The sequence below is a fragment of the Pseudomonas sp. FSL R10-2964 genome, from assembly GCF_009600035.1.
Taxonomy (GTDB): Bacteria; Pseudomonadota; Gammaproteobacteria; order Pseudomonadales; family Pseudomonadaceae; genus Aquipseudomonas; species Aquipseudomonas bubulae.
This window is the reverse complement of the sequence record NZ_WIWH01000006.1, coordinates 102,489-124,876: the sequence shown is the minus strand read 5'-3', so window position 1 is coordinate 124,876 and position 22,388 is coordinate 102,489. Positions and strand designations below refer to the sequence as shown.

At 57.3% G+C, this 22,388-nt stretch carries 34 protein-coding genes and 1 pseudogene; 5 read left to right on the top strand and 30 right to left on the bottom strand.

Annotated elements, in window-relative coordinates:
• Positions 1-25 precede the first annotated feature (25 nt).
• From GHN92_RS05315 to GHN92_RS05235, 16 genes and pseudogenes are all read right to left on the bottom strand, one after another.
• Positions 26-445: a phage tail terminator-like protein gene (locus tag GHN92_RS05315; RefSeq protein ID WP_083333943.1), complete on the bottom strand. Its 420-nt coding sequence runs from the start codon at positions 443-445 to the stop codon at positions 26-28.
• Between the two features lie 3 nt (positions 446-448).
• Complete coding sequence (locus GHN92_RS05310) at positions 449-838, bottom strand: HK97 gp10 family phage protein (protein WP_153379609.1); 390 nt, start codon at positions 836-838, stop codon at positions 449-451.
• A gap of 2 nt (positions 839-840) precedes the next feature.
• Entirely contained in the window at positions 841-1,227 is a 387-nt protein-coding gene (locus GHN92_RS05305; RefSeq protein WP_153379607.1) for a hypothetical protein, read from the bottom strand.
• A gap of 2 nt (positions 1,228-1,229) precedes the next feature.
• Complete coding sequence (locus GHN92_RS05300) at positions 1,230-1,607, bottom strand: hypothetical protein (protein WP_153379605.1); 378 nt, start codon at positions 1,605-1,607, stop codon at positions 1,230-1,232.
• A gap of 3 nt (positions 1,608-1,610) precedes the next feature.
• Positions 1,611-1,880: a hypothetical protein gene (locus GHN92_RS05295; protein ID WP_153379604.1), complete on the bottom strand. Its 270-nt coding sequence runs from the start codon at positions 1,878-1,880 to the stop codon at positions 1,611-1,613.
• 49 nt (positions 1,881-1,929) lie between these two features.
• Positions 1,930-2,898, bottom strand: a complete 969-nt coding sequence (locus tag GHN92_RS05290) for a major capsid protein (protein ID WP_153379602.1) — start codon at positions 2,896-2,898, stop codon at positions 1,930-1,932.
• A gap of 9 nt (positions 2,899-2,907) precedes the next feature.
• Positions 2,908-3,651, bottom strand: a complete 744-nt coding sequence (locus GHN92_RS05285) for a DUF6651 domain-containing protein (RefSeq protein ID WP_153379600.1) — start codon at positions 3,649-3,651, stop codon at positions 2,908-2,910.
• A gap of 398 nt (positions 3,652-4,049) precedes the next feature.
• Positions 4,050-5,165 (bottom strand): hypothetical protein, encoded by a 1,116-nt coding sequence (locus GHN92_RS05275; RefSeq protein ID WP_153379596.1) that lies wholly within the window; start codon positions 5,163-5,165, stop codon positions 4,050-4,052.
• 1 nt (position 5,166) lies between these two features.
• Entirely contained in the window at positions 5,167-6,540 is a 1,374-nt protein-coding gene (locus tag GHN92_RS05270) for a DUF4055 domain-containing protein (protein WP_153379595.1), read from the bottom strand.
• Positions 6,541-6,542: 2 nt separating this feature from the next.
• Positions 6,543-7,844 (bottom strand): terminase large subunit domain-containing protein, encoded by a 1,302-nt coding sequence (locus tag GHN92_RS05265; protein ID WP_153379593.1) that lies wholly within the window; start codon positions 7,842-7,844, stop codon positions 6,543-6,545.
• A complete protein-coding gene (locus GHN92_RS05260) occupies positions 7,831-8,292 on the bottom strand; it encodes a DUF2280 domain-containing protein (protein ID WP_153379590.1) in 462 nt (153 codons plus the stop codon). The genes GHN92_RS05265 and GHN92_RS05260 overlap by 14 nt, the downstream gene beginning before the upstream one ends.
• 32 nt (positions 8,293-8,324) lie before the next feature.
• Positions 8,325-8,948 (bottom strand): putative metallopeptidase, encoded by a 624-nt coding sequence (locus GHN92_RS05255; protein ID WP_178102600.1) that lies wholly within the window; start codon positions 8,946-8,948, stop codon positions 8,325-8,327.
• Between the two features lie 333 nt (positions 8,949-9,281).
• Positions 9,282-9,498, bottom strand: a pseudogene (locus tag GHN92_RS05250) (hypothetical protein).
• Positions 9,499-9,687, bottom strand: coding sequence for a hypothetical protein (locus GHN92_RS05245; RefSeq protein ID WP_153379588.1), 189 nt, complete (start codon positions 9,685-9,687; stop codon positions 9,499-9,501). It abuts the pseudogene before it with no gap.
• Positions 9,688-9,825: 138 nt separating this feature from the next.
• The gene (locus tag GHN92_RS05240) at positions 9,826-10,434 is read right to left on the bottom strand and encodes a hypothetical protein (RefSeq protein WP_153379586.1); all 609 of its coding nucleotides are present in this window, start codon (positions 10,432-10,434) and stop codon (positions 9,826-9,828) included.
• A gap of 50 nt (positions 10,435-10,484) precedes the next feature.
• Positions 10,485-10,817: a phage holin, lambda family gene (locus tag GHN92_RS05235; protein ID WP_083333731.1), complete on the bottom strand. Its 333-nt coding sequence runs from the start codon at positions 10,815-10,817 to the stop codon at positions 10,485-10,487.
• Positions 10,818-10,967: 150 nt separating this feature from the next.
• Here GHN92_RS05235 and GHN92_RS05230 point away from each other — a divergent pair, with 150 nt between their 5' ends.
• Positions 10,968-11,207 (top strand): hypothetical protein, encoded by a 240-nt coding sequence (locus GHN92_RS05230; RefSeq protein ID WP_153379584.1) that lies wholly within the window; start codon positions 10,968-10,970, stop codon positions 11,205-11,207.
• A 17-nt stretch (positions 11,208-11,224) separates the two neighbouring features.
• Here the strand turns inward: GHN92_RS05230 and GHN92_RS05225 are convergent, their stop codons facing one another.
• The 14 genes from GHN92_RS05225 to GHN92_RS05160 all read right to left on the bottom strand — a co-directional run bounded on the left by GHN92_RS05225 (position 11,225) and on the right by GHN92_RS05160 (position 18,331).
• Entirely contained in the window at positions 11,225-11,410 is a 186-nt protein-coding gene (locus GHN92_RS05225; RefSeq protein ID WP_083333732.1) for a hypothetical protein, read from the bottom strand.
• A gap of 254 nt (positions 11,411-11,664) precedes the next feature.
• Positions 11,665-11,955: a hypothetical protein gene (locus GHN92_RS05220; RefSeq protein ID WP_153379582.1), complete on the bottom strand. Its 291-nt coding sequence runs from the start codon at positions 11,953-11,955 to the stop codon at positions 11,665-11,667.
• Between the two features lie 144 nt (positions 11,956-12,099).
• Positions 12,100-12,771, bottom strand: a complete 672-nt coding sequence (locus GHN92_RS05215; protein WP_153379580.1) for a hypothetical protein — start codon at positions 12,769-12,771, stop codon at positions 12,100-12,102.
• Positions 12,768-13,367, bottom strand: a complete 600-nt coding sequence (locus tag GHN92_RS05210) for a recombination protein NinG (protein WP_153379578.1) — start codon at positions 13,365-13,367, stop codon at positions 12,768-12,770. The genes GHN92_RS05215 and GHN92_RS05210 overlap by 4 nt, the downstream gene beginning before the upstream one ends.
• Positions 13,364-13,951: a DUF1367 family protein gene (locus GHN92_RS05205; RefSeq protein WP_153379576.1), complete on the bottom strand. Its 588-nt coding sequence runs from the start codon at positions 13,949-13,951 to the stop codon at positions 13,364-13,366. Before GHN92_RS05205 ends, GHN92_RS05210 begins: the two co-directional genes overlap by 4 nt.
• Positions 13,944-14,111 (bottom strand): hypothetical protein, encoded by a 168-nt coding sequence (locus GHN92_RS05200; protein ID WP_153379574.1) that lies wholly within the window; start codon positions 14,109-14,111, stop codon positions 13,944-13,946. Before GHN92_RS05200 ends, GHN92_RS05205 begins: the two co-directional genes overlap by 8 nt.
• On the bottom strand, positions 14,108-14,563 hold the full coding sequence (locus GHN92_RS05195; RefSeq protein ID WP_153379572.1) for an ead/Ea22-like family protein: 456 nt from the start codon (positions 14,561-14,563) through the stop codon (positions 14,108-14,110). The genes GHN92_RS05200 and GHN92_RS05195 overlap by 4 nt, the downstream gene beginning before the upstream one ends.
• Positions 14,560-14,730, bottom strand: coding sequence for a hypothetical protein (locus GHN92_RS05190; RefSeq protein WP_153379570.1), 171 nt, complete (start codon positions 14,728-14,730; stop codon positions 14,560-14,562). Before GHN92_RS05190 ends, GHN92_RS05195 begins: the two co-directional genes overlap by 4 nt.
• Positions 14,727-15,203, bottom strand: a complete 477-nt coding sequence (locus GHN92_RS05185) for a hypothetical protein (protein WP_153379568.1) — start codon at positions 15,201-15,203, stop codon at positions 14,727-14,729. Before GHN92_RS05185 ends, GHN92_RS05190 begins: the two co-directional genes overlap by 4 nt.
• Positions 15,203-16,021 (bottom strand): ATP-binding protein, encoded by an 819-nt coding sequence (locus GHN92_RS05180; RefSeq protein WP_153379566.1) that lies wholly within the window; start codon positions 16,019-16,021, stop codon positions 15,203-15,205. The genes GHN92_RS05185 and GHN92_RS05180 overlap by 1 nt, the downstream gene beginning before the upstream one ends.
• On the bottom strand, positions 16,011-16,799 hold the full coding sequence (locus tag GHN92_RS05175) for a DUF1376 domain-containing protein (protein WP_153379564.1): 789 nt from the start codon (positions 16,797-16,799) through the stop codon (positions 16,011-16,013). The genes GHN92_RS05180 and GHN92_RS05175 overlap by 11 nt, the downstream gene beginning before the upstream one ends.
• Positions 16,796-17,554 carry a phage antirepressor KilAC domain-containing protein gene (locus GHN92_RS05170; RefSeq protein WP_153379562.1) on the bottom strand — a complete coding sequence of 253 codons (759 nt, stop codon included), beginning with the start codon at positions 17,552-17,554 and terminating at the stop codon, positions 16,796-16,798. The genes GHN92_RS05175 and GHN92_RS05170 overlap by 4 nt, the downstream gene beginning before the upstream one ends.
• A 333-nt stretch (positions 17,555-17,887) precedes the next feature.
• Positions 17,888-18,076, bottom strand: a complete 189-nt coding sequence (locus GHN92_RS05165) for a hypothetical protein (protein WP_047274383.1) — start codon at positions 18,074-18,076, stop codon at positions 17,888-17,890.
• A 30-nt stretch (positions 18,077-18,106) separates the two neighbouring features.
• Positions 18,107-18,331 carry a helix-turn-helix transcriptional regulator gene (locus tag GHN92_RS05160; protein ID WP_047274381.1) on the bottom strand — a complete coding sequence of 75 codons (225 nt, stop codon included), beginning with the start codon at positions 18,329-18,331 and terminating at the stop codon, positions 18,107-18,109.
• A gap of 103 nt (positions 18,332-18,434) precedes the next feature.
• Between GHN92_RS05160 and GHN92_RS05155 the strand changes: the two genes are divergently transcribed.
• The 4 genes from GHN92_RS05155 to GHN92_RS05140 all read left to right on the top strand — a co-directional run bounded on the left by GHN92_RS05155 (position 18,435) and on the right by GHN92_RS05140 (position 22,338).
• Positions 18,435-19,265, top strand: coding sequence for a LexA family transcriptional regulator (locus GHN92_RS05155; RefSeq protein WP_153379560.1), 831 nt, complete (start codon positions 18,435-18,437; stop codon positions 19,263-19,265).
• A 19-nt stretch (positions 19,266-19,284) separates the two neighbouring features.
• On the top strand, positions 19,285-19,524 hold the full coding sequence (locus GHN92_RS05150; protein ID WP_153379558.1) for a hypothetical protein: 240 nt from the start codon (positions 19,285-19,287) through the stop codon (positions 19,522-19,524).
• A 134-nt stretch (positions 19,525-19,658) separates the two neighbouring features.
• A complete protein-coding gene (locus GHN92_RS05145; protein ID WP_153379556.1) occupies positions 19,659-21,356 on the top strand; it encodes an AAA family ATPase in 1,698 nt (565 codons plus the stop codon).
• A 103-nt stretch (positions 21,357-21,459) separates the two neighbouring features.
• A complete protein-coding gene (locus GHN92_RS05140) occupies positions 21,460-22,338 on the top strand; it encodes a DNA adenine methylase (RefSeq protein WP_153379554.1) in 879 nt (292 codons plus the stop codon).
• Positions 22,339-22,388 lie beyond the last annotated feature (50 nt).

Sequence of the window (22,388 nt, the reverse complement as noted above, 5' to 3'; positions counted from 1 at the left end):
TGTGGGTGGTTGCTCGGGGAATGAATCAGGCGGTCGGATAAACCCATGCCGTGTAAAAAACGAAGATGCTGACGCCGGTCCAGACAGCCTCCGGTGTGATCTTCGAGCGCTCAGCCTTGCGGATATGTACCCGCTGGCCTTGGTATTCGAGTCTCAGGCCTGGCTTGTAGAAGCTCAGCGCCTTGTCGGCATCGGCGAGAATCAGCGCCGCTCCTGTGTTGTTCGGGTGGTAAATGTCGATCTGTAGGTAACCGGTGCGCTCGACCGGGTTCACAGCACCGAATGCGGCTGGCTCGCGGCCGGTCGGCATATCGGTAAGTCGCGCCCAAGCCCGGCCGATTACTGGAACGAAAACCTTGCCTTCGACATGGGTTCGGCTTACCGGGTAGAGATTGCTTGCCAGATAGGCGGCAACCAGCGCTCCGTTGATCTTGGTTTCAGACATGGCTCAAACCCTGTTCTTTTCGATGGCAGCGGCGACGATCTTGGAGACTCGATCCATGTTGATGGTGACCATGCCTGCCGGGGCCTGCGTGGAACTGCCGTTCTCAAGCCGCTCGATGTAAGGCAGGTTGTTCGCCAGATACGTCTCCTGGCCTGCGCCTGGAGGTGTGATTGCAACCACCTCGGCAATGGATGCGGCCTCCCCAAGTCGATCAGGCGCATCATTTGTAGGCGAGCCCACAGATGTTGCCCACGCACCTTTGGCTCGGCCCGTATCAACTGGCGTCGACTTGATCACGCCGCTGAACAGTTCGATAGTCGCGGCCCGGACAATCTTGTTGTGTGCTGCCTCGGTCTTCACGCTGAAGCGCCGGATATCATCTGCAAAGCTCATCGTCACACCCGCAACTGAATGGTGAATGTCGCCATGGCCGGGTCTTCCGACACGTTCAGAACTCGCTTTCCACTGTTGATGTCGCCTATCGCAGGCGCGGCAATTTCTGCCGTCTGCGCGCCATCCAGCAGGACGAACAACTCGTTTTGCAGGACCAGCAGCTTTTCGTCAGTCGTCTGAATCAGGCTTCCGTCAATCTCGCGTGCCAAGTAGCTGCTAAAGACGCCGCGCCCGCTGTAATTCAGCGTCGAGCCTCCAGTATCCGAGCCAGTTATCGGGTCGTATTCGCCAGCAACGACGCGAGCGCCAGATACTGCACGCACTGCATCGGCCAGATCAGTGTCGAATGCCTCGGCCAGATCGGCCTGGATCTCTTCGCGAAGGCCCATGGTCAGCCCCTCACCATCGGAATCGAGTTGGTTCCGGTGACCCATGCATAGATCAAGGCAAGGGCGAGATTCTCGCCCTGCGACAAGTCAGTAGAGCCTTCGGCATAAGTCTTGCTGACGGATGTCCCGGAAGTGGCCGACACGGTCTTGCTCAGAACTTCCTTTTGCGTTGCCTTGTACAGGCCTCCCGTCGAGGCGACTTTTGCAACTTGGGCGCCGGCCTGTTTAATCTCGGCCGGTACTTCGGCGGGGACAGGACGCTTAATCTTGCTGGTCAGCCAGGCGTTGGCCTGCATCACAGACAGAGCCGGATCACCGGCACCCGCCCAGTCCGACCCCAGCAATGCGTCAACGTCTGCAACAGTGATGAAGTCGGTCATGGGTTATTCCTGAGCTGCCTTGTCGAGCAGTTCGGCGAGTGCAGGCCGTTCGGCCCCCGCATCGAACTGGATGCCTTTCTCGGTCAGCTTCGCCTTGATTTCGTCGACCTTCAGACCCTTGGACGGCTTGTCGCTGCGAACTTTGATAGGTTCGGGATGCTCGTAGCCTTCCGGCGCGAACTGGGCGTCGATGATCTTGTAGCCTTTCTGGCGCAGTTCGGCCTTGCGCTCAGCGGTGACTGGGTGTTTCTCGTAAACGATTTTCTCGTCCATGGTGGACTCCTGGCAGGTGGGTCAGGCGACCCGCAGGCCGCCGTCTCGATTACTTCGTAGCGTCACCGATGGTGATAACGCCAGCCGAGGCCTTGATGCTGTTCGCAACCAGATCCCAGTTCGTCCCGGTGGCCAGCTCAGCGCTGGTTGGCGACTTGCCGCCGTTGGCCGTATCCCAGGTGTAGCCCTTGAGGCCCATGCCGAAGGTGTAGTCGGCCTGCATAGTGGTCTCGATGCGCTCCTTGCCGTTGGAGGTCTGGATGTTGGTGATCAGGTCGGAACCATCCATCACCATCGCAGCGCCATCAGCCAAGCTCAGCACCTTTTGCTTGTTCGGGGTGCCGGCCTCGTACAGCGCGGCGGCGTCGGTGATGATCACGGCCTTGCCCAGGATGTCGACAACCTGAACACCGCTGAAGGTGAACAGTTTCTCGGCGTTGACCAGGTTCTTGCCGATCAGCTTGTGGTACATGGCGCCGGTCATTACCTGGGCAATGAGACGCTGCGAGGCGTCACCGAACAGCGCGTGAGCGTTGTTAATGGCGATGTAGTCCACGCCAGCAGTGGCGGACACGTCGTTGGTGGCGGTTGGCTGGTTGCCAATGGCGGCGACCAGAGCGGCGATGGCGGTGTTCAACTGGTCCGACATGATGGCTTCGGACAGGTTGCGACTGATCACTTCCAGGGCTTCTTCCGGGTTTTTCTGAACCCACGACAGCTGCGAAGGCTCCCACAGGATCGGGCCGAAGCCGCCGGCGATCTTCACCGAGTCGTACTGCTTCTGGGTCAGCGGGGTTGCAGCCTGCGCACCGTTGGCGGCATAGCGGTCAACGCGGCGCTGAGCGCTGTGCAGGCCCGCCCAGAACGACTCTTGCAGGAAGTCTCCGTCAATACCTTGAGTGGTCAGACGGATGGAGCCAGCGGAGGCGGCGTTGAACTTCTCAACGTCCTGCGCCAGGGTTTCGATGGTGGTTTTCTTGAGGTACTCGTTGAATACCTTCATGTTCGACAGGGACATAGTTGCTCCTTAGCTTGTTGCGGTCATGGCCTTAATGGCCGCTACGCGATCTGCTTTGCTGCCGCCAAAGTTGCCCTTGGCGCCGTTGGGGTTGCCACTATCCCGTGCGCCGCCGCCAGTGGCATCGGAGCTCTTAAGGATGTGGTCGCGGTGCGGGTACTGCGAAACAAGCGTCTCAATGGCTTCGTCGAAGTCGGCCAGTTCACCCGGGCGGGATCGGCTGAAAATCTTCTGGCCCTGGGCGTCATAAGCGACGACTTTGCCTTCCTCGACCTTCAGGTTCTGGCCGAAAGTGGCCTGAACCATGTCTACTGGCACAGCCAGCTTGTCGGCGATGTACTTGGAGCGGGAGAAACTGCCACCGATCTTCTCGGCATACAGCTGCTGCTCCAGGGTCTGCGACTTGCCGTTGGCCTCGTCAAGCTGAGCCTGATAGCCCTTGCTGATTTCGGCCTTCACGCGCTCGATCTCACCGGCATCCACCAGTTTTTTAGCATCGAGATTGGCGACAGTTTCCAGCGCCTTGCGGGCTGCAGCCGGGTCGTCGATACCAGAGAACGCGGCTACAGCCGTTTCTGCGGCCTCGGCGCGGGTGCGGTGCGATTTGGCTTCAGCGTTCAGCCGAGTGATGGTGTCGCGGGTGCCAACAGCATCGAAAGCGATGTCTTTTCCGTCGTCACCGATAAATACCGGCTTCCCATCCAGGACTTCCGCGTATTGCTTGCCATCCACTTCAACAGTCTTGAGTTTCATCTTGTCTCCTGCGAGCCATCCGACTCAGTGCGCCCCGTCCATCCGAACAGCAGGCATAAAAAAGCCCCAGCGGATGCCAAGGCTTGAATTTTGGGTAATAAAAAACCCGCACTTGGCGGGTTTCAGGTGTTTAGTTTGTTCAGCAGAGCACTACGCGCTCGCCGCCTCTATGGCAACTCGCGCACAGTATCTGCGGGGTGCCGCCAATGGCCTTGCCGTTCTTCAGCAGCATCCCGATCTTGGTCACCATGACCTCCCGGCTGCCGCAGCGATGACACTGAATCATCGAGGCCGGCTTAGGCATTGCGCGAACACGCTTGCGCGCCTGCTCGACCGGAGTCTCAGGGGCGGGCGTACCTTGTATAACGTGGAGCTTCGGCTTATCAGTCATATAGCCATCATAGCCCAGCCTTAGCGAAAGATGCAGCATCCCGCTCGCGCAACTGGTCGAGCGTCAGAGTGCGGCCTTGGTCGTTGTAAAACTTGTCAAGGGGCAGTCCGCCTTCACGCATCAGCTTTCCGCGAGCAGGCCCGAGAACATCGTCCTGGCGTTTTGCGCTCTGACCCTTGATCCATTCACCGTAAGTGGTTGAATCGGGCACCTGGCCGTCCATGCTCGCCCGTGTGCCTGGCGGAATGTCTTGTTTCGACAGTCCCAGCTCTTCCCATGCCTTAATGACAGGGGTCGAGCTGCTGCGACAGCGCCAGTGGATGCGGCCGGGGCCAGACAGCCATGGGACTTTATGCCCGACAGGCTCGTGCGTATCGGTGGTGTAATGCAGCCCGTCGCGCAACCGGCATGGAGCAGATGTGCGTCCGTCCAGCGTGCTAAGCCATACCACCTCTGATATCAGGTCGCCATTGGCTTGGTAGAACGCATCGCGTGCGCCCTGTGCGGTGTGGCTTATCGCCGTCCGCACCATCGCGTCGATGTCGTTACGACTGCGATTGAGCAGCCCATCGGCATAACCCTCGGACTTGATGCCCATGATGCCGCGAACGATCTGGTCAGTGGTTTGGCCGCTGACCATGCCGATGCGGATGGCGTCACGGATGCGAGCGGCGCGGCCCACCTCAAGATCAGCCATCCATTCGCCGAGCAACTTGCCCTGAAATGGGCGGCTTGATGCAATCTTCTGCACCTGAGCCAGGTCGATCCTCGCCAGCGGAACGGCGACAAGCACCTGAGCCGGTAGCGTGGCAGTGAACAGCGCCTGTTGATAGCCAATCTCGTAGGCGGCTAGTTCATCGACCGCCTCTTTCAGCGCCTCGCCGGCTTGCGTGTAAACCTGCTTGTTAAGCTCGCGAACCGACTCCAGCACCGTGTTCATGTAGGTGACAGTGAAGCGATTCGGCCCCATGCGCTCTACAGCAGCGAGCAGTCTGGCACGCAGATCCTCGTCAGCCCTATTAAGCAGCGCCATGATCTTGCGCACCTCGGCATTGCTGAGGTGTTGCAGGTCAACCGCGTGACCGATCGATGCCGACTGAAGCTGCTCGTTGACCGTTGCCATATCAGATCGCCCCTAGTGCTGGTCCCTGTTCCTCAATGCGCGCCTTTTCGTCTTCCCAATCCAGTTCGTCGCTGATGACGCCGCGGCGTTGCATTTCGGAGTAGAGCGTTTCGTCGCTGAGCTTGCCGGAGTTGGCCATGCTGATCAGGTTTGGCAAGCTGACTTCAGGTGCAAAATCCGAGTCAAAATTGCCGCGCATCTCGACGCGGCCACCGTCACCCAGGCTGCCGTAATCGGCCAGGATTTGGAGCAGCTGCGCGATGCAGTCGGCGAACTGACCAGCCAGGCGAGCCAGCGGGGACAACTCCTGCGCCGCTTCCTCGTTGGCCTGTGCCGCCGTCTTCACGGCCTGCTTGTCCTTCTGGAGCAGCTTGGCCCCGGCCATACGCATGTCATCGACCAGATCGTTCAGCGAGTCGCGCCCGGCGGTGATTGCCGCCCCGGTGTGCTCGACGTACTTGGCGTTTCCGTCCTTCGGCATGCGGGTTGCGCTGGCCGAGCTGATGGTCAGCTTGAATTCTTCGTTGTCGGTGAACACGAACAGCAGCGGGACGCGGGCAACGTGCAGCAAGTTGTCCTGGTCGCTCTGTGACTGCCAGTGCTTGACGTTCAGGTGGGCCAGTTCGAGCAGTGGCGGCTTAGCCGTCATCGGCCCTGTGCGGCCCGTGTAGAACGTCACCCATGGAATGTATGTGAGGTTGGTCGAGCCACTAGCCTCCTCTACCCACGCGCCGCCTTTCTCAGGCTTGCGATAGGTGCGCCAGCTGCCAGGCTCCAGCACGCGGACCTGATCCACGCACTTGACGCCGAAGTCACCGTCTGCGACCTCGACCGACTCCATGTAGCGAACCTGCATCAGCTTGCCGCCGTCGAAGCGCCAGCCGAGCACCTGGCCCGGCTTGATGATAACTGCGTAAGGGCGAACCCCTGCGGCCTCTTCCTCGGCGACGGTCTTGTACAGCTTGTTGCCCTCAGCATCGAGGGTCGGCTGATGCTCGATCATCGCGTGGCACAGGCCTTTAGCCAGCGCCTCGCGGAACCACTCGACCGACCACGAATTGAGGTCATTGCCGCCAAGGTCGATGTCATCACAGAACAGTTTTACCGGCTCGGGAATGTCTTCTCCCAACTGAAGAGGTTCGGCGAATACGCGAGAAGTGCTGCTGGCCACCGTCTCGGCGTAGGCCGGGAGCAGCGTGGACAGGGATAGGCGATCCTTGTAGGTGTCGTCGGCTTCGGCTGGGTATTGCGGTAGCAGTTTGGTGCCAGCCGCGCGCATTGCCTGGGTTCCACCCATCAGCGGGTCAACAATGGCCCAGTGCTCGCGCATGCGCTCAACCGCCGGCAGGGCGATGCTTGGGTCGTCGTTGCTCATAGTCAGATTCTCAGGGATGTGGTGGTGACTGGTGCTGGTTTGATGATCGGGTAGTCGTGATGGATGAAGTAGCCGCCAGCGTCGTTCGCGTGGTCGACGCCGGACTTCTTGTCAGGCTCGCCGTTGGCCGCCCACACCTGCTGCTCGATGCCGTCCGCATAGGTCGGGCAGCGCAGAGGGTTGATCAGGTATCGGCGTTCGCCGTTGGCGTTGCAGAACATCGCGTTCATGGCGTTAATGCGGTCCTTCACCGGCGGGTTGGCATTCGGCGCTATCACTTTGAATCCGGCCTGACGAAGGATCGCGATATCGGTCTCGCTGGCATTCACTGACTTGCGTGATCCGCCCGAGGCGTCCGGGTAGATCCGGATTTCGCAGGTTTTCTCGTAGTCCTTGCCGTTGTGCCGCCAGTAGCGCTCTTTGATACGCCGGATCATGTCCGGAGTATCAAAGCCATCGATCAGCTCATCCACCGCCCGGGGCCTGCCATCGGCGCGCTTGACGTGCGTGATTGCCGCCATCTTGCCGACGTTGAAGTCCATGCCGATATACAGCGGCTCGCCGGGCTCTATGGTGTCGAAACAAGCGTTCAGCTTTCTGTCGTAGGCGTGGTAGATCGAGCCGGCATTCAGGTTGACGAACTGACCGTTCAGATAGGCCAGGATCAGCTGCTCGGGGTAGGACTCCATCAGCGACGGAATGTAGTCGGCCGGCAGGTTCAGCTCGTTGTCGAACGTGCTGGCTTGGACAAGGCCATACATACCCTGAAGCGCCGGCTTCTCGCGCAACTGCTTCACGAACTGCTGATAGACGAACTTGAACCCCTCGGGGGTCGTCGTCACGTCTACGCCGTTTTTCAACCCCTGCTCGTTGTAGCGCATGCGGGCAATGATCTTGCGCCAGGCGTGCTCTGCCTTGAGTGCCGGCAGAACATCAAGCTCATCCACCAGCGCATGCCCGATCTTGAAACCCACAATCGTCTGCGGCTTCTCCATCGAGCGGCAGATGGTGGTGCTGCGATACTGTCCGCCGCTGTAGAACTCAACCTCTTTGTCGCTTTCCTTCGTCTTGACCTTCAGGCCCCAGTCGAAAGCGACCTCCTCGATCGTTGGGAAGAAGATGTCGCGGATCTGCGGGTAAGTCGGAGCGAAGTAGCCGGAGTTGATCCGGGGCCATTCCCACACGTGCTTGCACAGTGCCGCGCAGCCTACCCAAGTCTTGCCTGAACCGAAGCCAGCTACAAAGCCGCGGAACTTAGTATCCATGCGCAGGAAGCTGGCCTGAGGCACGTTAAGGCTCGGCATCAGTCTTCCTCGCGTCCACCACGTCGACCTGCACCCGGACAGGTGCCAGATTATCGTGGGGGTTTTCATTCTTGGTCTGGCGATTCACGTACACATCGCCGACCTCTTTGGCGGCCTGCTCAAGCAACTGGGCAGTCAGCGCCATGTTCTTCATGTTCTCGGCTTTCTCAGCCATACGGCCAAGAGCCCGGAGTCGATACGCTCGGTTGGCGATCGGGATCTCTGCCGTCTCTTCGCGGAAGCGCTTGCGAGTATCTTCGAACAGGGTGCGCCACTTGGCTGCCAGATTGGCGCCGGCGCGCTTTGTTGGATCGTGCTGCTCCACCTGCTGGCGGGTCACATCGATGTCGAATTCTTGCTTAACGTTTTGTGAGACGAGCGTGGGAGTGTCGAAACACGCCAAAGCCTGAACGATGAAGGCTTTCACATCGTTTTTCAGGGCTGCCATAGATTGGATTCCGTCTCATGCCTGTCTCACATTCAGGCCAGCTTAAGCAGACAGGTTCCGCAGGCCCTCGATATGTTCAATTTCCCCACCTCGGCAGGATTGTTTGCAGCGTCCACCAGCTCTTGCACTTGAGGGCTTGCCCCATACCGACGCACCACACCGACGAACTCTTCGACGTCGTGGCCCCGCATCTCAAGCTTGGGCAATCCTTCCTGGGTGAACTTGGGTGCGCCGTACTGATCCGTCGCCTGAGCAATGTGGTACAGCTCATGCTCAACCAGAGCGCAGAAGTCGGCGTCGGAACAGTCGGCGCAGTAATCGGCAGCCAGGGTGATGATGTAGGTCGGCACGCAGCCGAACCAATCGAACATCTGCTGTTCCATCCGAGCTTTCTGCCAGCCGCCGGCGCGGAACGCTACCTGCTCGGCTTGACCAACTACCGTGCGACCCTTCTTGCTGAAGGCAGCAGATGCCCACATCACGCGAATGTCCGCATCGATCAGATGGGCATGGTCTTCGTTGTGAATGCTGCCAGTGTCGGCAAGGATCTCACTCTGAAGCCAGCCCCAAACTTCCGGGGCTGGGGTCAGCCGTATATCGAAGCCGGAGAGTTCAGACAGTTCCAGTAGTGACGCTGGAGGTATTGGCCTGCTCACAGACAACCTCCGAACTTGTAATAAAGTATGGATGACTGCAAATATGACGCTCAACCGACTAAGGAGTAGTAGATGGTAATGTCCTGCAAGGATCCGCGAGCGCTCATCCAGCACCTTGGTAATAAGTACCCGGAGGCGACTCAATCAACCCCAAATGCTATTGGCGCTCTGCAGTTTGTATTCCCAGATGGGCTTGTAATGAATATCTACCCGAAGGGCACCATTCACTTCCAAGGCCCAGCCAGTAGCATCAGGGCTGAAGTGGAAGCTCTTGTTTTAATTATGAACAAGAGGTAGCGGACTATCCCTGCTGCGCCAACCCTACGGCGCACCTCAATCATCTGTATCCAGCAAGACATCGATCAGCTTCTGCTCACCCAGGCGCATCGAGCCCGAACACCGTGACCTCCCCCTTAGGGCCGATCAGAGTTAAGGCGCCAACAGTGCATTCCGGGTGCTCGCCGGCATCGAGGTCGTCGGCAATCTTGCGCAAGGTCTTAGCAGCGTCTCGCCAGTCCTCGCGTCTGAACTCCAATACCTTGACGGTCATTCAGTTCACCATGATTCCGGTTTGATGGTGCGCATGCCCATGGAGCAGCGACACAATGAGGCCTTGAGGCAGGCCGGCAGCCTTTGCGTCCTTGATGGCTTGCACCAGGGCGTCGTCCAGCTTACCTGTCGCGGCACCTACTTCAGCAGGTAGCGGCAGGGCGTGGCGGATGTTCGTGACATTTCTCATACAGGCATCACTCCACAGTGCAGGCCGGCCATATCGACCGGGCGAACGCCAATGCGTCGTCATGGCTCAGCGCTCGATCAAGGGTCAGCATTGGGAAGGGCTTGTAACCCTTCACCGATACCGACCAGTTGCGCTTGGTCATTGGCGGCTGGAGGTCAGCTCGGTGAACGACACGTCACCTACCTGCGGACATTCGATGCGGACCGGCTCACTCAATTGTTTGAGCTGCAATGCCAGCAACTTATCGAGGTGATCGCCGAACCGCTTGAGCGTGCCGCCAGTTAGCGTGGTCAGCAACAATCCGACCGCCCGATCCCGCTCATCGCGCATGACCCGAGCAGTTGATTCGATTGCCGACTCCAGATGATCGATGGCGTAGCCAGTGGTGAAGCCTTGCAGCTCCTCGACACTGCCACTGGCGATCCGACTGCGCCAGTAATCCTTGCCAAGCGCCTCGATCTTTTCCAGGGCCGAATCAATCGCGGAGGTGTCGACCTCGACCTTCAGGCTGCCTGAGGACTTATCACCTACGGAGGCCGTGCACCGCTCCCGCAGATTGAAGATAGTCTCGGACACACGGGGCTTTTCGCCCGGATTGCCGAGGCCGCGCTCCAACGAAAGATCATGAGAGGCGATTTGCACGTGGTGGCCGTACTCGGTGCGCAGCGCCTTGTCGATCAGCTCCAGTACATGCGACTTACCGGAACCGGTACCGCCGATAACAACGATCTCAATAACTTTGGTCATGCGGAAATACCTCGCGCCACGATTTGGCGCATTCGAAAACGTGGCGCGGATTAATCGACCTTGCGACCGGGCAGCTTGAAGTCAGTCACCCGGTCAGCAATGGACCGGATCTTCTCCACACCCAGAAAACCAACCCAGCCACCTGCGAAGGTGGCCATGCTCTGGGGCAGACCGAAGAAGTCCAGGCCGCTGATGATGGTCAACGTCAGGCCGCCACAGATCGCGCCCTCCACCAGCATCTGGCGCCGAGTGCCGCCGCCATAGGTGATACGTAGGACGGCCATGACGCAGGACAGCGCAGCCGCATAGAGGATTGGCAAATGCTGGCTCAACCACGCAAGCGCAATCGCCCAGGTGTCTGGTTTGTCTGGCATGTGCGGCATCTCGATGTCCTCCCCATAGGGAGCTGAGGAATAAAAAAGCCCGTTACGAGCGGGCAATGGATGTCGATCCGAAAAATAAAAGCCTTGGCTGGCTAAATGCCATATCACTGCTACCGCTCAAGCCCCTACAGCCGTAAACGGATACGCAACATGCCAACTAAAACCAGAACCCAGGAAACAGCACGCTTCCACGCAATCGCGGATGATGGAGAAGTATTCACCATCGTAGAGATTACCCAGCAAACAGGTATTGACGCCCTGGGCTCAAGGGAGACGCAGTGGCGCAACGGCGGGAGGGAATACCAAGCCGTCGGCGCTGGCCCTGTTGATCCCCGCAGTGAATCTGAGTTTGAAATTGTACGGCTTGGCAAGGCAGTCAAGCGGGCCTGACGATCCGGGCGGCAGGCTTACTGCTTGTCGCCTTCGACGGCTTCTGGGAAATAGCGAATGCCGTATTTCTCAACCTCGCCGTTTTCGGCCTTTCGATATGCAGTTGCAGGTACTTCCTGAATCCCCAGCACCAGCAGATGACCGCCATGATTCTCGCGGATGAATTGAAGCTGCTCGATTGTCTCGTCGATAGTTCTTGGCATGAAATTCACCAGGTCAGTCGCTAATAAGGCCCTCGCTGAACTTGCAGGCAGAGGTTCCGAGGGATTTGAATCAGCTCCGGCAGCACTCCCAGCTCGGAGCAATGGGTGTGGCGGAGCCGAAACTGTTGGGTCGTGTTGCAGTGACCCCAATTAGGTACATCCGGGAAAGCATCCACTTGGGTAGCGGCTTTCCTCGGAGGTACAAAAAAGCCCGGAGCGTATGTCCGGGCTTTTTCTGTTGCTTCCAGGCGTATTCAGCAGGGGGTCAGGCCGACGCCATCAGGGGCATGCTTGCCCGAGGCCATCACGAAGTGGTTGCTGGATACGCGCAGATTGGAGGCCAAACTTTCATCAGTGGTCTTGCTACCCGTTCGCCACATGGCGAGGGTCAGTTCCAGCCGCTTCACAACGACGCTTGGCAGATCGGCCAGCATCACGACGGAGCGGTAGGCATAAGCCACGGGCTCGGCGAATGCCGACATGGAGATACAGGACAGGCAGGCGGCAAGCGCCAGGCCCAGGTAAGCGGACATTCGCTTCATCATTCGGCATTCCTTTCGGTGGGTTTCTTTGGGCAATAAAAAACCCGGCGCAGTGGCCGGGTTTGTTTGTCGCTTGCATCACCTACATGCGCAAGTACGACAGGATGGGCATATAATCGGCGAACCGGCAGGCCCTGTCAAGGCCCTCTAAGCTGCATCCTGGTCATCGAAGAAGACTCCCTCCTTGGTCAGGATCTCGCCAGCTTCGAGAAGCGCCTCATTGACCAGCTTATCCAGGCCCTTGAAGATCTTCCTGCGCCAGTCACGACGCGTGCGCTCGGGCGTGCCGTCCAGATCCCAGGTGTTCATGTCGTAGTTATGGGCCGGCAAGATGATCACCCCTTCGCACGGAGCCTCCTGGCGCTGCTTCAGCCTGGCGTTGATCGCCTTCTGAGCCTTCGCCACCGCCGCCCTTCTCCAGGCGGGAGCATCATCATCAATCTCTAGCGACACCTTCCCGGCGGGCGCGCGCTCGGCGCCGCCCAACTGCGGATAGGCCCAAGCCGTGACTGCCTTGGTAAGGAACAGGTGCGGCGCCGGTGACGACACATGCGAAACGATCCGGCCAATGGCCCCCACCTTCGATGCCATGTGCGTCGAGTAGCAGGCGTTCAAGGCCATCCAGTGTTTCGGCGCGAGGCAAGAGTGAAGCCGACCAAACACCCAGCAATCAGTGAGGAAGGCCGCCTCCTTGCCCACGATCTCGCCCTTCAGCTTGTTGGCCTGGACCTTTGGCGTGTAGTCGCAACCGCCGGCGCTGTTGATCGTCTCGGACGCCAACGCACGGATCACTGCGGAAATAACGTCTCGATAGATCATGCTGCCTGCCCCTTTTTTAGTTCGCGGGTCTTGGCCCGGTATTCGGCCTTAATGGCCTTGATCTCATCCACGGTGTACTTGCGCACGCTCTGGTCGGATTCCAGGGCATCGACGGCCTCCTGGCCAATGCGAGCTATCAGGCCGATCCGGTAGTCCACGGCGTTGCCGGAGAGGAATCGGTTGTCCTGCTTGCTCTGGGCATGACAGTTACGCTCATCGAAGCGCAGGTGCGGCGCGGAGCCGACGCTGCGGTAATGCCCTGCATCTACTGCGTTTCCGCTCCAGTCCAAAGGCTTGCCGCTGGAAATGCAGGGATGCCCGGCCAGTTGATCCCGCCAGCGGATGAATTCGTTGAATGCCTGTTGGGCTTCGCGCATGTGATCGCTGCGGGTCTTCAACTTCTCCTTGCGGACCTTGATCTCCCGGCGCTCGACCTGGGCCAGCTCCACGCGCTTCTTCTCCTGCTTGGCTCGGGCGAGCACGACGCCGCAGTCCGGTGAGCACCAGGACTGGAAGGATTGGCGCGGGACGAAGGAGGCCCTGCAGGTCTTCACGCTGCATTTCTTCGGGCGGGGCTGTTTGGATGTAAGGCTCATGCGTAGCTCCCGATCTGGTCGGCAGCGCTCAGAGCCGCCTCTTCCGACTCAAAGTGGGCAGACAGGACCAAGCGCCAGCAGGCGTTGAACACGTCGCGGTAAAGTGGCTGGAAGGCCGTGTCATCCATGGAGGCCCAGCTAATTGACTTGGCCTCCTTGCGCACGCCGTCGGGAGTTCGCACCAGGTGGAAGTGACCGGCCTCGATCGTCACCCACTCGCGGAATGCTTCGCGGGACTTGTCCACAGCCGGGAATCGTTCAGCGCGGGAGATTTCGAGGCTTTCAATGTAAGCGGCGACAGCGGCCGACAATTGGCCCGGCTTGCCGCTCTGCGCTTCGAAGAACTTGGCCAGCCCTTCTATTCCGCGCATTTCCTGCCGCGGTACCAGACCGCCGCGTGGCTCCCAGTAATCCCACGACAGATCCAGCATGGCGAAGAATTTGCCGTGAAAGCGCGGGTTTCGCATCTTGGCGAACTTGCCGCGAATGACCGACCCAGCCTTGTACTTCTGGATCAACTCCTGATCGGCGGCAGTCGCGCCCATCAGGCCATTGGCGGTTTTGACGAGGGCGAGGTCAGCCATTGGAGGCCTCCTTGCTCGCGCGATTGGAGATGTAGTGCAGCAACAGCGGACCACAGGTGAGAACCACCAGAAGCAGCATCGGGCGCAAGCCGCCACCCACGAACAGGCCAGTCAGCGCGTAGATCGAGCAGACAGCGATGGCAATCTGAGTACGAGTCATTGGCCCGATTCCTTACTCACAGCGGCTTGGCGGACCTTCAGCACCGTCCCTGCGAGGTCGTGCTTCTGCTGGAAGTAGTCCGAGGCGTAAGAACCCCAAGACTCGACCTCGTCGGCGGCATGGGTAAGTGATTCGCGCAGCCCTTTGCACTCAGCCTTGAGCCGTGCAGCCTCGGCGCGCGCATCATTCAGGGCGAATGCCAGTTGCTTCTTGTCTGCCATGTAGAGGTCGCGGGCCTCAACCGCCAGATCAAGATGAGCGATCAGCCCCAGCACTACCGCTGGATTGGCGGCGGCGATGAACTGGGCATCTGGACATTCCCCGTCGTCTTCGAACGTCTCGCACACCGTCTCGCAGTCATGGCTTAGCACCTGCATGATTCCGCCATGCTGATACCAAGGGCCTGGGGTTGCAGCCTCGGCCACCCGCTTCAGTTCGCTGTAATCGCTCATCGCCCTACTCCCCGCTCAATATGGTTCGCACGCATAACGCTGCCGTCAGCCCGCACAAGTCGCTTGTCTGCGCCCTTGGTCATACGAACGATGTCCTTGGCCTGGAGGACGATCTGGAAGCCTTCGGCCTGTAGGTCGGTTACGGTTTTGCGTTGGATAGGGGTCATTGGGCAAGCTCCCTTGCTGAGCGGTACTGCCAGTCGAATGGAATGACCGGCTTGCCCTTCTCGTCCTTTTCAGCAGCGTCACGAAGCCTTCTACCGCCGACCATCAAGGTCTCTGCGCCGCTTCGAATGAGCTTTTCGCAGTAATCTTCGTCGCCGGATTCGATTACCTCTGTCGGCACCATGAACAGGCGAGCAGCCCAGAAGACGCTGAACAGCGCCAGATCGCGCTCATCGCGGAAGGACTCATCAATCGCAGTGGTGGCCGTCTCCAGCCTTGAAAACCAGTCCTCGAACTTCTTCAGGCGCTCGATTTCTGCAATCATCGCCAGCACATGGACCGGCTCGGCCTGCTCGCGGAATGCCATGTTGCAGAGCGTCAGCCAAGTCATGTGCTCGTCCGCACTGGCGCAGTCCGAAGCCTTCAGGGCAATCAGGCGCTCAGCTGCGTTTTTCAGATCGGTGTAGTCAGTCATCACGAAACCCTCCGCTTGCTGCGCTCAGACGCGCCTTCGAATACCAGGCCAATGCCGCGACCCTCGCGGAGCCGGTCAACCGAACGATCACCCAGCACCGCGCCAAGCTCCTTGGCGTCGATGTTGGAAATCACGATGGTGGGCAGTTGCGCCTCATACCTGCCGTTGATCACGGCGAACAGCGTTGCCAGTTCAAATTCGGTCGGCTTGGTGGCGCCCACCTCATCGATGATCAGCAGTGACGGCTCTACCAGACTTGCGAACGCCTCCGTCTCGGTGTACTCGGCACGGTCGCCGTAGCTGCCCTTGATGAACTGGAGCAGGCCGCCGACGGTGCGGTACACGGCTGTGGCGTTGTGATTGACGATCACGAATCCAGCGATGGCAGCAGCCAGATGCGTCTTGCCGGTACCGGGCGTGCCGGTCATCACGATGCAGCGACCTTCCTCGAGGTGCGTCGGGAATGTCTCGGCGTACTCGACGCACTTGGCCAGGTTCGCCTTTTGCGCCGATGTCTCTGCGCGGAAGTCGGCGAAGTTCTTGCCAATGAACCGCTTAGGGATCAAGGAGGCCCCCAGCTTGCGCTCTAAGCGCTGTTCGGCAATACGGGCATACATCGACCGCTGTTCTTCCTGATCGCGCAGTGCTTGAGCTTCTGAGGCGCAATCCGGGCATCCTGATGCAGTGTCGCTAGCCTTGCGGATCACTGAGACGTAAGAACCGTGTGTTGGGCATTCGGCCGGCTGTTTGCCGATCACGCCGAAACGACGCTCCAGATCGTGGATAGCAAGGTCGATGCTCTTCGGGCTAGAAGTCATAGGTGCCATCCCCGCGAGCAGTCAGCCCAGCCTTGTAATCACGCTGGTCGAAACCGGTGTGACGGGATGCGGGGAACTGGTGGACGTTGCTTGATGGCTTGACCTCATCCTCCCAGCGCTTGCCGTTGAGCCATGTGGTGGGCATTGGGATGTACTTGCCGCCGTCCTTGATCCAGTCGGCAGACACGACTTGCGCGGCGAGACCCTTGGCGATCAGGTTGAACAGATCGTCAGTGACCTTGAGTTTCGCCCACGCCTTCTGAGCCTTGGCCTTGTCCTGCTTCCGTGGGTACAGAGCCCAGAACTTTGGGAACAGGTCCTCCCCCTCTGGGGGTAAGGGGGTAGTTCTATTCTTATCTGTATCTGTATCTGTATCTATATGGTTGCCATTCCGTTGCAACGGATCGTCAACGGACGTTGAACGGTCGTTGAGTTCCTGTTGTTTTTTGAGTGCTTTTGCCTTCGCAGAGGCCTTTCCTGCGTTCGAAGCAGTCACAACCTTGCTGTTGACCGACTCAAGATCAGACTCAACGCGGAACTGAATCCAGTGCGTTTCGGTGATGTGAAAGAACTCACTCAACGTTTCGGCAACGGAAGGCCAACGGTCGTTGGGAATGCGTGCGACTGTAGCCAGCCGGTCAATACGCAATGGCTTGCCGGTCTGCCAGTAGCTGAACAGCAGGAGCATGTACGCGCCATGCTCCTCGGCAGTCAGGTGCGTGGTGTCGGCCAAGTAGTCGGCGACATAGAACTGCATGTACGGGAGAGCGGCCATCATTGGGCCTCCAGTTTGTACTGTGCCCACAACCCAGCCACCCAAGTGACGCCCTTGGGGGTGAATTTGGCTTGGTTGAATGCGTGGCCGTTGTCCGCTGTGTCGGTCTTGACCTCGAAGCGGCCTGCGCTGATGTGTGGCTGGTAGGCCTGCCACTCGCCGCCCATGCGGTACATGATCTTCTTGTCCAGCAGGAACTCACGAAAGCGGGCCTCATTAGCACCCAGCAACTTCGCGGTCTGGCGGAAGCCCTTAAGGCCGGTTGATTCGACGTACTTGTCTACGAATTCAACCTTGGGCGCGGCGATGGCTAGGGCCTGATTAGCAGCCTGCTGGAGTTCGAATTGCTCAGCCCATGCGCGAGCGGCTGCTGCGGGATTGGAGAAGTCTGGGAGCGTTGCGATGACGCGAGGCTTAATACTGTCTTCCAGCTCATGAAGGCGGTGCACAACCTTGCGGCGAAGAGGAATGCTGTAGCCGGTCAGCAGCGTCTCAGTAAGCTCTTTGTCCAGGTGGAAGTTGATGGTGTACCCACGGCCATCCTTGTCTTCGCGGACATGGCTCAAATCTGAGCCATCCCCTTGAAGCTCATCCAGCATGTCGCGGATGTCACGAATAACGTTTTTGTGCTGTTTCCCAGTCAGCTCTGCAATCTCGGTGCTGCTCATGGAAATAACGCGCGCCACGTTTTCGTGATTAGAAAAACGTGGCGCGGCATGAATTGATACGGGATTGACATTATTCTGCTGAGTGCGCATTATTCGCTCCAGACATTAGTTTTAAGTGCTGCATAAGAAGCCACCATTGCCCGGTGGCTTTTTTGTGCCTGCGATTCGGTAATCAGTTGTTTCATTGGCAGCTCCTTAATAGTCCCTAAGGGGCTAATCAGCCCTTCGCCCTAGCGACCTGACCTTGCCCCTGCTTGGGGGTGGTCTAGACATTCGGTCCAATTCCTTGTTGATGATTCTTGCTGCCAGCTCTTCCGGTGTTACGCCTGCTTGCCTGGCTAAAAACTCCAGATTGCTGACTCCTTCCCATTCGAGCTGGACATCCAGCTGTTTTGTTTCAGGCACAGGGCCTCCTCGGCAACTTCAGGCCACATCGGTCTTTGCGTTAAGCTCTTCCATCATCTGGTTCAGTCCGCGCTCAAGTATTTCCCGAGCAAGAACGGCTTTTTGTGTGCGCTGGTATCTCGCCATTGCGGTAAGCAGATCGTCAGCCACCTCGTCGAGGCGCACCTTTGTCGGCTTGTCGTGCATGTGGCTTGGGTCGTAATGCATGTGTTGCTCCTTGTGGCTGATGAATTGGGTTTAAGCGGCTGTTAATGGCTGTTTTTCGGGAGGGAAGGCGTCATCCAGCTCGCACTCCGCGCCGAGCACATTTAAGGCGTTGACGATGAGTCGGGCCTCGCTGAGCCCTGGGCAACGAAGACCGGACTCGTAATTCGCCAGGCGGGATTGATTCCAGCCGAGCGCCCGGCGCAGCGCTGCCTGTGTGACGCCAGCCCTCTCGCGGATCATTCGGACTTGATTCATCTGGTGCTCCTTCATAATTAAACACAGGATAAACACGCATCGTGTTAAAGGCAAACACAATAAGTGAAAGCCGGGTATTTCAATTCGTGATTGAATCCCGCGAATGAACGAATCTTTAGCGCAGCGCATAAAGCGCCTCAGGAAAGAAGCTGGCCTCTCCCAGGCCCAGTTGGCAGATGCTTGCGGCTGGAAGTCTCAGTCGAGAGTGGGTAATTACGAGGCGGGGACCAGAGAGCCAAACCTGGCTGACATCTCCGCGATAGCAAAAGCGCTCAGAATTGATGACGCACAGCTACTGCTAAGCACACCACCAGCCGACCTTAGCCCCCTCAGCTTTGAGACTGCGCAGACCTCGGTCGCCCCAGGCAGCGCCGCCGATGCAGTCCGGGCAATGCTCGCCAAGAGCGGGAAGAATGTGCCGGAGGCTTTGAAGCAGAAAATTATTGCCGTAGCGGATACTGCAGACAGCAACGTCGTCACGGTGGAATTCTCCCGCCCCGGCCTTGTTGGGGACGAGGTATGGATTGCTCACTACGACATCCGTGGCGCCATGGGCGCTGGCCAGAGCATTCACGACTTCCCCGAGATGCTCAAAGATATCCGCGTCAGCCCAAGTCATTTACGCGAGCTGGGCGTTGAGTTCGAGGAGCACTATCACCTGAAATTGGTGACTGGCTGGGGCCAGTCGATGGAGCCGACGATCAAGCACCGCGACCCGCTGATCGTGAATGTCCATGTCCGGGAATTCTCAGGCGACGGCATCTACCTCTTCTTCTGGGACGATCACGTTTACATCAAGCGGCTGCAGGTTGCGGACGAAGACCATTTCGAAATGATCTCGGACAACACCAGACACAAGGATCGGCTGATCCGTCGGGACATGACCTACATTCAGGCGCGAGTGTTGCTCGTATGGAATGCCCACCTACTGTAGGCCAAGCCAGGAGACCGCCATGTCCCTCACCAAGCCCAACCAAGACCTAAAGCGCGACCTGCAAGGCATCGCCTCCGACCTCAAGTGGTCGGCCGTAGAGCTGATGAGGATTGCGGAACGCCTGAGCCTGGCAGGCAACGAGGCGGATGCACAGGCCGTGCTGAAGATGTGCACCGTGTTTCATGCGGACGAGGATCGGCAGACAGGCTATGCGGATGAGGTGAAGGTGGGAAGGATTGTTCGGGGGAAGGCTGGATAGGTTGAGTGGTGAGCACCTGAAACCCGTAGTGAAATTGAAGAATGGATGAATGCGAAATAATTAACACAACAAACTAGAGCTCTTGATATTCAGCCTCTCATGCTACCAGCCGCATTTATTTGAAGGGACTCGAAATGGCTAAACCAGCACCAACAAAATTACAAAGAATCGAGATTAAGAAATTTCGCGGCCTCACTGACGTAACCATAGAGTTCGCAAATAGAATCACGCTGATCTGCGGAAAAAACGGAACATCAAAATCGTCAATACTTGGGATCGCCGCACAGGTATTTAGTTTCCGAAAAGACTACGCCGCTGGAACATTACTATCATTTAAAACGCTTACCGGTGATAACTTCAAATCACAGATTTCGGATCACTTCCGGCTCTCGAAGAAATTTGATGTATCGGGCTCAATGGACACGGCCATTTACATCCATGATGGATACACTAACAGCTCGGCCGAATTCAGCCTGAAACTATATAACTCCGCCGACCGGGTTCAGCCGCGACCAGTGGTTAGGGGAAACACCACTACCCCGGGAATAAACAGCAGTAGAAATGCTACACACCCAGTAATTTATCTAAGCCTAAAACGACTAATACCGATTTCATTCCGCGACAAATACACCGAACACGATCTCGAATATTTAACCAAACATAAAGAAGACTTCCTGCGATGCACTCAGAGAATTTTAGGGAAGTTTACTAGTACAGAGCTTACAGCCACAGCAGGAACAATCCACTCAGCTGTAGCGCACAGCGACGAATATGACCAAGATTCTGTTTCGGCGGGCGAAGACAACATCGGCCAAATCCTAATGGCTGTTTTCTCATTTCGAAAGCTTAAAGAAGAGTATAAAGACTACAAGGGCGGCTTATTACTCATTGACGAGGCGGATGCCGGACTGTTTCCAGCGGCACAACTGGAGCTGCTGGCGTTTCTCAACAAGGAGTGCAAGTCATTGAACTTGCAGGTTGTGATGACCTCTCACTCTCCAACCATGATAGAGACAATACACACAGCAAATCAAAGAAGTCAATCCGACAACAAAACTGTTTATCTAACAGACAGTTATGGCTCAATAACGACTCAAAACAATTTTAATTGGTCAGAGATTTACGCGGACCTGCATCAAAAAACAGTTGCTTTCGACGATGAAGTATCTCTCCCATTGGTTAACATATACTTTGAGGATAGAGAGTGCGCCGATCTTTTTTCAGCAATAATCACTGCGCGAAACACCAACAAAGCCATAAACAAATTAAAGGATGTCGCTCTGGGGTGCGGTGAATACATAAAGTTAATCGAGCGGAAAATACCAGAATTCACCCATAAAAGCATAGTTGTATTGGATGGCGATGTTGAGAACGTAAAGAAATTACCAAGCATAATACAGCTACCATCAGTCCTGCCTCCAGACCAGCTTATCTTTGAATTCCTCTTCAATCTTTCTCCTGATGATATTTTTTGGAAAAACAAAGTAATGTACACCAGATTGATTTTCCTGAAGTCAGCCGAGGAAATATTAACAGCTCTTAAAATAACGGGCATGACAAAGTCTATAAGCATGCGTGACTTAGCAAAAGATTATCAAAGCAACAAAAAGCCTGAACAGAAGTCGCTGCGGATTCTTTTTAAGGATTTTTCTCACGACAAAGATTTCCTCAAAATGGTCAGCGGACCGATCAGTGCTAACCCCTATAGAATCTGGGCCAAGCAAAATGCAAATGCGGCCTCTGCCTTTCGAGAAAATTTCAATAAGCAACTCAAAGAAACGCTTGTCAAAGGATTCGGAGTCGATACCGCAAAGCTCGCGGTTCTTGATTGACCTTCTGTCGCCATAGCCCCACCATTGCAGGCAACGGCAGGCTGGCCAAGTATACTGCGCGCCGCTAAACTGAGGCTCGCACACCTCAAAGGATGAGATCAAAATGTACTCCAACAAGCTATACAGCCCCCTACGCTACCCTGGTGGAAAGGCTCGCTTTGCGCCTTTCATTGCAGAGGTGATGCGGGCTAACGGCTTGGAGAGCGGTCATTACCTAGAGCCCTTCGCTGGCGGCGCCGGTGTAGCTCTTGAGCTTCTTTTTGACGGGCATGCAACCCACGCTCATATCAACGATCTAGACCCTGCTGTCCATGCATTTTGGTCGGCCGCGACAAACGACCCTGAAGGCATGCTGAAGCTGCTGCGTGACACTCCAATCACGATGGATCAGTGGCATCACTGGCGATCTGTGATGCTTGTCCAAGATCCGGATCTCTCTCTCGCCGAGAGAGGATTCGCTACGCTCTTCGTGAACCGTACTAATCGCTCCGGCATTCTCAAAGGGGGCGTGATTGGAGGAAAGGCGCAGACTGGCACCTACAAACTTGATGCTCGTTTCAGCAAGGAAATGATTGCCGCCCGGCTTGAGCGAATCGCACTGAACGCGGATCGCATTTCGGTATATTGCGAGGACGCTTTTCTTTTGCTAGGTCGCGCAGCCGAGTTTCTGCCTGAACAATCACTGATCTACCTCGATCCGCCCTACTACGTTAAAGGGCGCGGCTTGTATCGAAACTTCTACAAGCATGATGATCATCTGCAAATTGCTCAATTGCTGCAGTCGCCCGGCTTCGAAAGGCCATGGGTAGTCTCATACGACAGTGCGCCAGAAATCTGCGAGATGTACAGTCGGAACGAGGCGCTGAGTTACGGCCTGCACTACACCGCTCAAGCGCGATATGTAGGCGACGAGGTCATGTTTTTCAAGGAGGGTATCTCCGTGCCTGATGCGAAAATCCCCAGAGCCACAGTCGCGGCCTGATTTAGAGCCCGGCCCAGCGCCGGGCTTCTTATAGCGACCCTTCCTTGATC

Excerpts from the sequence above, each read along its gene's own strand:
- GHN92_RS05195 (WP_153379572.1), bottom strand. The coding sequence starts at position 14,563 with ATGAGCGATTACAGCGAACTGAAGCGGGTGGCCGAGGCTGCAACCCCA.
- GHN92_RS05225 (WP_083333732.1), bottom strand. The coding sequence starts at position 11,410 with ATGCCAAGAACTATCGACGAGACAATCGAGCAGCTTCAATTCATCCGC.
- GHN92_RS05205 (WP_153379576.1), bottom strand. The coding sequence starts at position 13,951 with ATGGCTGACCTCGCCCTCGTCAAAACCGCCAATGGCCTGATGGGCGCG.
- GHN92_RS05150 (WP_153379558.1), top strand. The coding sequence starts at position 19,285 with ATGTCCCTCACCAAGCCCAACCAAGACCTAAAGCGCGACCTGCAAGGC.
- GHN92_RS05190 (WP_153379570.1), bottom strand. The coding sequence starts at position 14,730 with ATGACCCCTATCCAACGCAAAACCGTAACCGACCTACAGGCCGAAGGC.
- GHN92_RS05295 (WP_153379604.1), bottom strand. The coding sequence starts at position 1,880 with ATGGACGAGAAAATCGTTTACGAGAAACACCCAGTCACCGCTGAGCGC.
- GHN92_RS05275 (WP_153379596.1), bottom strand. The coding sequence starts at position 5,165 with ATGGCAACGGTCAACGAGCAGCTTCAGTCGGCATCGATCGGTCACGCG.
- GHN92_RS05230 (WP_153379584.1), top strand. The coding sequence starts at position 10,968 with ATGCCAACTAAAACCAGAACCCAGGAAACAGCACGCTTCCACGCAATC.
- GHN92_RS05165 (WP_047274383.1), bottom strand. The coding sequence starts at position 18,076 with ATGCATTACGACCCAAGCCACATGCACGACAAGCCGACAAAGGTGCGC.
- GHN92_RS05170 (WP_153379562.1), bottom strand. The coding sequence starts at position 17,554 with ATGCGCACTCAGCAGAATAATGTCAATCCCGTATCAATTCATGCCGCG.
- GHN92_RS05315 (WP_083333943.1), bottom strand. The coding sequence starts at position 445 with ATGTCTGAAACCAAGATCAACGGAGCGCTGGTTGCCGCCTATCTGGCA.
- GHN92_RS05285 (WP_153379600.1), bottom strand. The coding sequence starts at position 3,651 with ATGAAACTCAAGACTGTTGAAGTGGATGGCAAGCAATACGCGGAAGTC.
- GHN92_RS05310 (WP_153379609.1), bottom strand. The coding sequence starts at position 838 with ATGAGCTTTGCAGATGATATCCGGCGCTTCAGCGTGAAGACCGAGGCA.
- GHN92_RS05175 (WP_153379564.1), bottom strand. The coding sequence starts at position 16,799 with ATGATGGCCGCTCTCCCGTACATGCAGTTCTATGTCGCCGACTACTTG.
- GHN92_RS05270 (WP_153379595.1), bottom strand. The coding sequence starts at position 6,540 with ATGAGCAACGACGACCCAAGCATCGCCCTGCCGGCGGTTGAGCGCATG.
- GHN92_RS05200 (WP_153379574.1), bottom strand. The coding sequence starts at position 14,111 with ATGACTCGTACTCAGATTGCCATCGCTGTCTGCTCGATCTACGCGCTG.
- GHN92_RS05300 (WP_153379605.1), bottom strand. The coding sequence starts at position 1,607 with ATGACCGACTTCATCACTGTTGCAGACGTTGACGCATTGCTGGGGTCG.
- GHN92_RS05220 (WP_153379582.1), bottom strand. The coding sequence starts at position 11,955 with ATGATGAAGCGAATGTCCGCTTACCTGGGCCTGGCGCTTGCCGCCTGC.
- GHN92_RS05160 (WP_047274381.1), bottom strand. The coding sequence starts at position 18,331 with ATGAATCAAGTCCGAATGATCCGCGAGAGGGCTGGCGTCACACAGGCA.
- GHN92_RS05290 (WP_153379602.1), bottom strand. The coding sequence starts at position 2,898 with ATGTCCCTGTCGAACATGAAGGTATTCAACGAGTACCTCAAGAAAACC.
- GHN92_RS05235 (WP_083333731.1), bottom strand. The coding sequence starts at position 10,817 with ATGCCGCACATGCCAGACAAACCAGACACCTGGGCGATTGCGCTTGCG.
- GHN92_RS05245 (WP_153379588.1), bottom strand. The coding sequence starts at position 9,687 with ATGAGAAATGTCACGAACATCCGCCACGCCCTGCCGCTACCTGCTGAA.
- GHN92_RS05240 (WP_153379586.1), bottom strand. The coding sequence starts at position 10,434 with ATGACCAAAGTTATTGAGATCGTTGTTATCGGCGGTACCGGTTCCGGT.
- GHN92_RS05155 (WP_153379560.1), top strand. The coding sequence starts at position 18,435 with ATGAACGAATCTTTAGCGCAGCGCATAAAGCGCCTCAGGAAAGAAGCT.
- GHN92_RS05260 (WP_153379590.1), bottom strand. The coding sequence starts at position 8,292 with ATGGCAGCCCTGAAAAACGATGTGAAAGCCTTCATCGTTCAGGCTTTG.
- GHN92_RS05265 (WP_153379593.1), bottom strand. The coding sequence starts at position 7,844 with ATGCCGAGCCTTAACGTGCCTCAGGCCAGCTTCCTGCGCATGGATACT.
- GHN92_RS05185 (WP_153379568.1), bottom strand. The coding sequence starts at position 15,203 with ATGACTGACTACACCGATCTGAAAAACGCAGCTGAGCGCCTGATTGCC.
- GHN92_RS05140 (WP_153379554.1), top strand. The coding sequence starts at position 21,460 with ATGTACTCCAACAAGCTATACAGCCCCCTACGCTACCCTGGTGGAAAG.
- GHN92_RS05305 (WP_153379607.1), bottom strand. The coding sequence starts at position 1,227 with ATGGGCCTTCGCGAAGAGATCCAGGCCGATCTGGCCGAGGCATTCGAC.
- GHN92_RS05215 (WP_153379580.1), bottom strand. The coding sequence starts at position 12,771 with ATGATCTATCGAGACGTTATTTCCGCAGTGATCCGTGCGTTGGCGTCC.
- GHN92_RS05145 (WP_153379556.1), top strand. The coding sequence starts at position 19,659 with ATGGCTAAACCAGCACCAACAAAATTACAAAGAATCGAGATTAAGAAA.
- GHN92_RS05210 (WP_153379578.1), bottom strand. The coding sequence starts at position 13,367 with ATGAGCCTTACATCCAAACAGCCCCGCCCGAAGAAATGCAGCGTGAAG.
- GHN92_RS05180 (WP_153379566.1), bottom strand. The coding sequence starts at position 16,021 with ATGACTTCTAGCCCGAAGAGCATCGACCTTGCTATCCACGATCTGGAG.